The sequence below is a fragment of the Pseudoalteromonas sp. P1-26 genome (assembly GCF_001401795.1).
GTDB lineage: Bacteria > Pseudomonadota > Gammaproteobacteria > Enterobacterales > Alteromonadaceae > Pseudoalteromonas.
The window spans coordinates 1-242 of the sequence record NZ_LKDX01000188.1; the positions used below are offsets into that span (position 1 = coordinate 1).

The following is a 242-nucleotide window of genomic DNA, read 5'->3' on the forward strand; positions in this document are numbered from 1 at the left end:
GCTAGATGACGCAAACAAATTTAGAGTCTCAATTGAACTGAGTGACCAACGGAAACAAGTTTACTTGTTTCAGCACAGTCAATTCGATTTTTCTTTTATAAAGAGAAATCAAAATTCAGAATTCATTGAGCATGGTTTGAAGTTTACTTCAAACAAAAAACTTTTAATTGAAGAGTTTGATCATGGCTCAGATTGAACGCTGGCGGCAGGCCTAACACATGCAAGTCGAGCGGTAACAGAGA

Annotated in this window: 1 rRNA gene; it reads left to right on the forward strand. The window is 37.2% G+C overall.

The window, feature by feature from the left end:
* Positions 1 to 164: 164 nt before the first annotated feature.
* Positions 165 to 242: ribosomal RNA gene (locus AN394_RS21455) — 16S ribosomal RNA — on the forward strand; the annotation flags it as partial.